The sequence below is a fragment of the Lentilactobacillus dabitei genome, from assembly GCF_019061365.1.
Classification (GTDB): Bacteria; Bacillota; Bacilli; order Lactobacillales; family Lactobacillaceae; genus Lentilactobacillus; species Lentilactobacillus dabitei.
Genome location: NZ_JAHPPD010000105.1, coordinates 1 through 8015, shown reverse-complemented (window position 1 = coordinate 8015; position 8015 = coordinate 1). Strand labels below are relative to the sequence as shown.

The following is an 8015-nucleotide window of genomic DNA, read 5'->3' as shown; positions in this document are numbered from 1 at the left end:
TTCATGCCTAATAACAAAAAAGCATCACCTTTCGGTGATGCTCATAAGTCGCCATCAATACGATTTGACTTTGACCCCTTTAAATTTGTTATCGTTGCGTTAATGCCGATTAAGCAGCAACTTGCTTGCTAGCCGGTTCAACATCAATTGCGTTATCCTTCAAACCAACCGTGAAGTCCTTGACGTCTGGGTTTGCAAGATAGCTGTTCGTCAATTTATCAGTAATTTCCTTGGTGATCACTCTGTGCATTGGTCGAGCACCAAGTTCTTTGCTGTAACCCATGTCGACTAATTGATTCTTAGCATCATCAGTTACAGTGAAGTGAATGCCTCGTGACTTGTTAACTAATGCGTTCAAATCGTTGAGCATCAGGTCAAGGATCTTCAACAAGTCTGGCTTGGTTAATGAATTGAATTGGATGATATCATCAATTCGGTTCAAGAACTCAAGCTTGAAGTAAGGCTTTAATCTGTCGATGACGTTCTGCTTGTCGTCATTGGCACCTTGACCGGCATTACTGGTCATGATGATGACGGTATTGCTGAAGTCAACGGTTCTGCCTTGAGCATCGGACAAACGACCGTCATCCAATATTTGCAGCAACAGATTCAATACATCTGGATGAGCTTTTTCAATTTCATCCATGAGAATCAAACTGTATGGGTGACGACGAACTTGTTCGGTTAGTCGGCCGCCTTCTTCATAACCAACGTAGCCAGGAGCTGAACCGATTAGTTTACTTGCGCTAATCTTGTCCATATATTCTGACATGTCATACCTGAACATTGCTTTGGTCGTGCCAAATAATTCTTTAGCAAGGGCTTTAGCCGTTTGCGTCTTACCAACACCGGTAGGACCGACAAACAGGAAGCTGCCAATTGGACGATTGCCTTCCGTAAAGCCAACTCGTGAACGACGAATGGCCGCTGAAATGGCATCCAATGCCTTATCTTGGCCGATAACTTCTTTCTTCAAGTCCTTGTCAAGATTGTTGAGCTGGTTGACTTCGTTCTTATTAACATCGGTAACTGGGACACCAGTAATACGTTCAACAACGGCCTGAATGACTTCAGGAGTGACTTTTGGCGTTTCAACTTTAGTGCCGTTATCGATATTCTTAATTTGATCATTGACCTGATCAAGCTTGTCACGTAATTGAGCGGCCTTTTCGAAATCATCCTTGGAAGAAGCAGCCTGCTTGTCTTTTTCAAGCTGTTGAGCTTCTTGCTGCAAAGTTGATTTGTCTTTCGTCAATGATGAGCCCATGGCAACTTTGGCACCGGCTTGGTCAATCAAGTCGATGGCTTTATCAGGGTTCATTCGATCCTGAATGTAACGGTTACTCAAGGAAACAGCAGCCTTTAAAGCATCATCGGTATAAGTGACATGGTGGAACTTCTCATATTTTGGTGCCAAGCCCTTGATGATCGTTAACGTGTCTTTTTCACTTGGTTCATTTACCATAATTGGTTGGAACCGACGAGCTAAGGCTTGATCTTTTTCAATGTCGCGATATTCATTGCTGGTCGTAGCACCAATTAATTGGAAGTCACCCCGAGCCAACTTAGGCTTTAAAATGTTGCCGGCATCCATCTTGTCACCTTCACCGGTTGATCCGGCACCAATGATTTGATGAATTTCGTCGATGAAGAGGATCACATTCTTGTCTTTTGAAACATCATCGATCAATTTCTTCATCCGTTCCTCAAACTGACCACGGATCCCAGTACCTTGAACTAGTGAAACAACGTCAATCAAAATAATTTTCTTATTAAGTAACTTTTCTGAAACATCGCCGGCAACGATCTTTTGGGCTAAGCCTTCAACAACCGCCGTTTTACCAACCCCGGCTTCACCGATTAAAACAGGGTTGTTCTTAGTCCGACGACTGAGGACCTCTTCCATTTGTTCGATTTCTTTGTCACGGCCGATAACCGGATCCAGCTTGCCGTCTTTAGCCATCTGGGTTAAGTCAGTGCCGTATTCGTCTAACAATGTTTTCTTATTTTGAGGTTGGCGTTCTTGTACCTGGATGGGTTGCTGGCGCATTTGCTGACGGCCGTTAGAATCTCCAAGGGCTTGCTTGAAGAACGGGTCGTTGAAAATGTCATCAAAACCATCATCACCGAAAATATCATTATTCATATGCATACCCCCATAAAATTTAGTGAGCGGAGCAAAGCGGTTAACAATCGGAGCGTAAGTCTCCTGTGAGGGAAATTCCTGGTTTTGGAATTTTTCTCAGAGGTGCTTACGCGCAGATTGTTGCTTTGCAGAGTTGTCCTAGTATAGTGAGCCGAGCAAAGCAATTAGAAACTGGAACCTAAGTCGCCCTATTCAGGAATCCCCGCTTCTGGGATTTTGGATAAGGTGCCTAGGTGGAAGCTTCTGCTTTGCGGAGCTGTCCTAAAAGAGTAAGCAAATCCAAGCGTTTATAAATTTCAGCCTAGAGAACCCACTCTTTAATTATCTGAATTTTAAAAAACGTTCCAGTGGGGGGAATCCTTGTTCCCCTCTCGAACAACTATATAGTATCATATATATGTAATGGGTTCAAGAAATGTGTTCAGAACATTATTGATATAAACGTTGTATTATCAGCGTTTTAAAATAAATATTCAAATAAATCAATAAAAAGTTAGCACTCATAGTCTAGAGTGCTAACACATTTTGTTATCTAAACTAATCGTTACTAATTTCAAATGAAAACTCAACTGAATCCTGTAAGGTGTTATGAATGGTTGAAATATGAATCACGTTCTCGACAAACTTCTCGTTTTCTTCCTTACTTAAATTAGTTTTGGAGTCAATTTTGACATGAATTTTGGTTACTTTTGATGATTTATCTGGATAGCGTTCTGTTTCGGCAATGAAATCCATAGCGAACTTTTCAATTTTAATATCATAATTGGGACTGTGCGCGTAACCGGCGGCACTGGCACCCAAACATGCGCCCAATGCCCCTAACAAATACTCAACGGGTGATGGGCCAGTATCGGTGCCATGATGTTCAGTTGGCGTGTCCGATGTGAATCGATGCAGGCGAGCGGTATGGACGGTCTTAGCACCAATGTTGCGCAACTCTGAATGAACTTTATATTCTGACATAGCAAATCCTCCTTTGTTAGTTTCTGCCCATAGTTTACAATAGAAATGAAGCGCTTCCCACTAAAAATTAAAAGAATTTTGAAGAGGTCAAAAATGAAAACATTAATTCTAATTTCCCATCCCAAGTTAGCGGATTCGGCTACTCAGGAATTTCTAAAAACTGCTGGAAAATCCCAAGCAAATGTGGATTTTGAGTATATCGATGACCTATATAAGGAAACTAAAATAGATATTATCCAGCAACAACAGCAGCAGCTTACAAAATACAGACGCATTATTTTCCAATTTCCGATGTATTGGTATTCATCACCGGCCAGTTTGAAGCAATACATGGATGATGTTTTTACCCGGAAATTTGTGGTGGCTAATCATTTGCTGCGGAACAAAGAACTGGGGATTGTGGTCACCTTAGGCGATGCTGAGGCGGAATTTCAAGCGGGTGGCAGTGAACACTTCACGATTTCCGAACTGTTGCGGCCGTTTGAAGCGTTTGCCAATAAGGCCGGGATGACTTACCTGAAACCGTTTGTGGTGAATCAGTTCGGCTACCTGGAAGAAGATCAAAAAGAATTGTTATTGGTCGATTATTTACAGTATGTGAGTGCTCAGATGCCATTGAGTCTAGACAATCGGGAGAAATGGTTGGTTGACCGATTGACTCATATGAAACAGGAAAAGTCGGCGGCTGACCAGCAGAAGTTGGACCTCATCATTGGTTCAATCGAGGCTCAGCAGGACCAAATTGATGATCTAAAAGTAAACATTAAAATGATTCGTGATCAGGAGGAATAAGATGAGTGAGACAAATGACTGGCTAAAAAATCAACTCGGGCAACTGAAAGAGGGGGAGTCCTCATTTATCAATCGATCGGTTTTAACGGCCGCCAAAGCGCTGGTTAACGAGCAGGACAAACGAATCCGCCAGGCTCAAGATGAGATTGATGAGCGGATTTGGAGCCCAGATAAGTGGTAGGGATGCGGCCATTGATAAGAATTATTAACTCTAAAAAGTTATTAATAAACGTAACAAAGCAGCCTTCTAAAGCCAGGGATCTTCCGAGCTAAAAAAGATCATCCAGAAGAGATTGTTATCCATTTTTGATAGAATATTATCGAGGCGATCAAAATGTCACGAGCAACGAAAAGCAAAAAGAGAATTCAGGTTCAAGTTGATCAGGATCTCTATGATGATGTGAATGAAGTCTTGGCTGACATTGGTATTTCTCAAGCGACATCAATTAAAGCCTTACTCAAAAAATTGTTGCAGAGGGGAAGTACCATTTGAACTTTCCCAGTCCAACAATGATCAGCTGAACTTTGAGATCGCCCGAGAAGTCCGAACATCTAATATTCCAGAAATCAAAGATCAGCAAGCAGTGGAACGTTATCTTCTAGAAAATGGGGATGACAGTTTTGATCAAAAGAAATAATGATTATGCTAACGTATAATTTCATGATAAATTTGATCCCTAACAAAATTCATTGGGATTTTGTTAGGGATTTAAAGTTGGCTAAATGCCGATACCAATCAATTATCGATAATGATGTGTAACAACTAGGTTTCCAAAATAAAAACAGCCACCTAAAAGATGACTGCCTTGCTTCTTTGATGTAGTAGAAGCTGAAGGACATGGCCCTTTATTATCCGACGGCAAGCGCCAATTAGGGCTGCGGACTCGAAGTCCAATGTGGGAATTTTACCCAACAAAATGATAGCATGATTTTGAAATGGTTCCAGTTAATTTGATTGACTGTTTAAAGTTCGTCAGCCGGTGCCCAGTGATTGATTGGGCCAAATTGATGACCAACTTGAATTTCATTGGCGATGGCAACGTCGACAAACTTTTTGGCGATTCGGACAGCTTGTTCGATATCGGTTCCTTTGGCTAATTCAGCCGCAATACAGGCTGATAAGCTATCGCCGGTACCGTTCTTTCGTTCAGTTGGGTAGAAGTCTCCAGTCAGCCAGAAGCTCTTGCCAGACTCAAGTAAAATGTAGTCTGATACTTTGGTTTGATGGGGGTCATGATGGCTGCCCTTAAGAACGATATTTTTGGCTCCGAGTTGCTTGAGCTTCTCGGCAGCTGCTTTCATATCGTCCTCAGTTTTAATTTCCATCTCAGCTAATTTCTGAGCTTCAAAAAAGTTCGGCGTGATGACGTAGGCAAGGGGAATTAACTCATCCCGCAGCGTTTTGTAGGCACTTTGTTCGAGCAACATGTTGCCGTGCTTGGTGGTGATAACGGGATCAACGACTAATGGGCCAAAATCGTACTTCTGATAATTCTTGATCACCGTGCGAATCAGCTCAGAGTCGGAAAGCATCCCCGTCTTGCTCGCTCGAACATGGTAGTCGTCGGCAAGGTCCTTGAACTCGTTGTCAATAAATGAAGTAGGTAAGTTGACTGCGTCGTGAATACCGTAACTGTTACCGGCAACACAAGCAGTCATAACCGAGGTACCATAAACCTTGCGCCTAAAGAAGGTGTGGAGATCAGCTTGCATCCCGGCACTTCCGTCACTATCTGAACCTGCAATTGTTAGAGCTTGTGGAAATTCGTTTGCCATATAATTCACCTCATATCGTTTCTTAACTATTAACAATACCATATTTAATGAAAAATCAAAGAGAAATTTGAGATTGATTTGCGTTCAGCCATCAAGTTGTATTATAATAATTTAGTCTATTGGAATCTATAAAGAGTCATAATAAATAAGGAGAGTCTAATTATGCGTATTTGTCATCCACACGGCGTACAAGGACGTCGTCCAGTTAACCGTAAGAACGATCTTAAGCGAAACAAAGATTTAGCAGATTTGCAACACTTCTTGAAGCAGACGCCTGCTAAGTAATTAAAAAATCCCAACCGGAATTTATTTCTGGTCGGGATTTTTTATATGGTTGATTGATTTGATGAATATGATTTGGCTACATAGAGGAATGATGCTCCGCAAAGCAGGAATCTGCATGTAAGCACCTCGAACAAAAATTCCCAAAACCGGAATTTCTGTTCGAGGAGACTTACACTCCGATTCCTAACCGCTTTGCTACGCATACTAACCTTTGAACAATTCCGTATTCTGCAAATAGGTCATTTCATCGGTTGAAATGCGCTGCTGGAGTTTTTCTGCTAGTGCCGAATCAATTTTTCCGGTTTGCAGTGAATCTTGGATTAATTCATATTCACTGTGAAAAGCGCGCATAAACATTTGATACACAATGTCGCTATCGACGTCTTGTTCATGAATTCGACGATGCCTCGTTCGATAGAAGCGCTTAACCATATTGGCTTCTACGCCGCTCTCATGATCCTTGGTCTTCAAAAAATTCATGACCGCATCAAAGCCGGCCTTTTCAATTGGGAGGATGTCTTCGCCGTGCTTTTCAAATTGTTCGCGCCAATAAACTTCCTCCAACGCAACTGGCGCAGTTAGAAATGCTTCCTGGGCCCGGTTGAGGTTTTTATATAAGGTCCCAATATGCAGGCTAAACCGGATCCGCAACAGCACATTTTTCCAAATCTTTTCATCGGCAGAAAAGTTGTTTAATTTCAAAAAGCGACTGTAGTAAGTCAATTCTTCCTGGGTGATTTTATCATCTGTGTATAATTGTTTAACCGCATCGAGCTCGACTTGATGACTCTCACTCATTAACTGGCGCCGCAATCGCATGTTCGGGGTACTATCGAGGACCAATTGCTGTTGGAGTGAATCAATCACAATCTGAGCTTCTGCCGGATGGTCTTTTTCCTTAACCAAATCGCTAATCGCTGCTTGAATCATGCGACGGACCCAGCGATATCTTGGCTGATTGGTTGATTGACTTGGCAAAATAGCGGGGACAAAGATTGTTGGCATCACTAAGCTGGTCAGGATAATCACCGCTGCAACAAAGATTAAGGGCCCTCGGAAAATAAATGGCTGACCATCGATCGTGTTAGGCATCGAAAACGCCAACGAAAGGGTAATTGTTCCATTGGCCCCGCTTAACGCCATGACCAAGCTATCTCGCCATTCATGGGCTGATTTTGTCCGCCGCTTGAGTAAGTACCGCGTCCAAACGAGTCGAATGACACCTTTAATAAGATAAATTGAAATTCCAATTAGTATCAATTTAACAATGGTGAAATTAGGATTGGCGGATTGATGCATGGCCCGGGTCACTTCAGGAAGTGATAGGCCCAATAGGACAAAGACCACCCCTGACAGCATTCCCGAAATGATTTCCCAGACGTTGCTGGTGACCACCTGCATCCGAGAAGACGTCAGCCGCAGCTTATCCCGTTCAGATCCTTGAGCCAATCCGGCTGCTACCACCGCCAAAATACCAGAGAACGCTAGCTTTTCAGCTAACAAATAAACTAGAAATGGTGTAAGAAGTTGGATCAAGACCATGATCAATGGGGTATCATCGTTATAACGAATTAAAAATAACCGAACACTGACAATTAAAACCCCAATCAACCCACCAAAGAGCAGGCCACCGAGAAATTCCCATAAGAATAAGAACACAGCATAGTCTAACGAGAACGAGCCTGATATAAAGGCAGTCAGTGACATATCAAAGATGACAATCCCGGCGGCGTCATTGAACAGAGACTCATGCTGTAGGATCCCGGCTTGTTCTTCAGCGATCGGGTTGGCCTCGAAAATTGAATTAACGGCCGAAGCATCGGTTGGCGTGACGATTGCTAATAATGCAAAGCATAGGCTTAGCGGCAGGACCGCGTAGGCGAAATGCAAGCCACTGCCGATAACCAGCACACTGAACACGACGAGCCCAACCGCTAATGACAGAATATTGGTAATTGATCGCCCAATCCAGAATGAAGTGCCCTACAATTGTTAGACAAGTAAGTCTAATGATTGTGGGGCTTTTCTTGTGACAAAATATAGTAGTCAATTC

Annotated in this window: 7 protein-coding genes and 1 pseudogene; 4 read left to right on the top strand and 4 right to left on the bottom strand. The window is 42.6% G+C overall.

The window, feature by feature from the left end:
• Positions 1-109: 109 nt before the first annotated feature.
• Entirely contained in the window at positions 110-2152 is a 2043-nt protein-coding gene (locus tag KTE19_RS12105; protein ID WP_217342382.1) for an ATP-dependent Clp protease ATP-binding subunit, read from the bottom strand.
• A gap of 531 nt (positions 2153-2683) precedes the next feature.
• Entirely contained in the window at positions 2684-3109 is a 426-nt protein-coding gene (locus KTE19_RS12100; protein ID WP_217164490.1) for an OsmC family protein, read from the bottom strand.
• A gap of 93 nt (positions 3110-3202) precedes the next feature.
• On the opposite strand from KTE19_RS12100, the gene KTE19_RS12095 reads away from it, so the two are divergent.
• The 3 genes from KTE19_RS12095 to KTE19_RS14065 all read left to right on the top strand — a co-directional run bounded on the left by KTE19_RS12095 (position 3203) and on the right by KTE19_RS14065 (position 4394).
• A complete protein-coding gene (locus tag KTE19_RS12095; RefSeq protein ID WP_217164488.1) occupies positions 3203-3901 on the top strand; it encodes an NAD(P)H-dependent oxidoreductase in 699 nt (232 codons plus the stop codon).
• Position 3902: 1 nt separating this feature from the next.
• Complete coding sequence (locus KTE19_RS12090; RefSeq protein ID WP_217164485.1) at positions 3903-4082, top strand: hypothetical protein; 180 nt, start codon at positions 3903-3905, stop codon at positions 4080-4082.
• A 153-nt stretch (positions 4083-4235) separates the two neighbouring features.
• On the top strand, positions 4236-4394 hold the full coding sequence (locus KTE19_RS14065; protein WP_249778655.1) for a hypothetical protein: 159 nt from the start codon (positions 4236-4238) through the stop codon (positions 4392-4394).
• A 470-nt stretch (positions 4395-4864) separates the two neighbouring features.
• Here the strand turns inward: KTE19_RS14065 and thiD are convergent, their stop codons facing one another.
• Positions 4865-5677 (bottom strand): bifunctional hydroxymethylpyrimidine kinase/phosphomethylpyrimidine kinase, encoded by an 813-nt coding sequence (thiD, locus tag KTE19_RS12080; RefSeq protein ID WP_217164482.1) that lies wholly within the window; start codon positions 5675-5677, stop codon positions 4865-4867.
• 162 nt (positions 5678-5839) lie between these two features.
• Between thiD and KTE19_RS14180 the strand changes: the two genes are divergently transcribed.
• Positions 5840-5962 (top strand): hypothetical protein, encoded by a 123-nt coding sequence (locus KTE19_RS14180; protein ID WP_283812284.1) that lies wholly within the window; start codon positions 5840-5842, stop codon positions 5960-5962.
• A gap of 204 nt (positions 5963-6166) precedes the next feature.
• On the opposite strand, the pseudogene KTE19_RS12075 reads toward KTE19_RS14180, so the two are convergent.
• Positions 6167-7933 (bottom strand): annotated as a pseudogene (locus KTE19_RS12075) (cation:proton antiporter); the annotation flags it as partial.
• Positions 7934-8015: the final 82 nt, after the last annotated feature.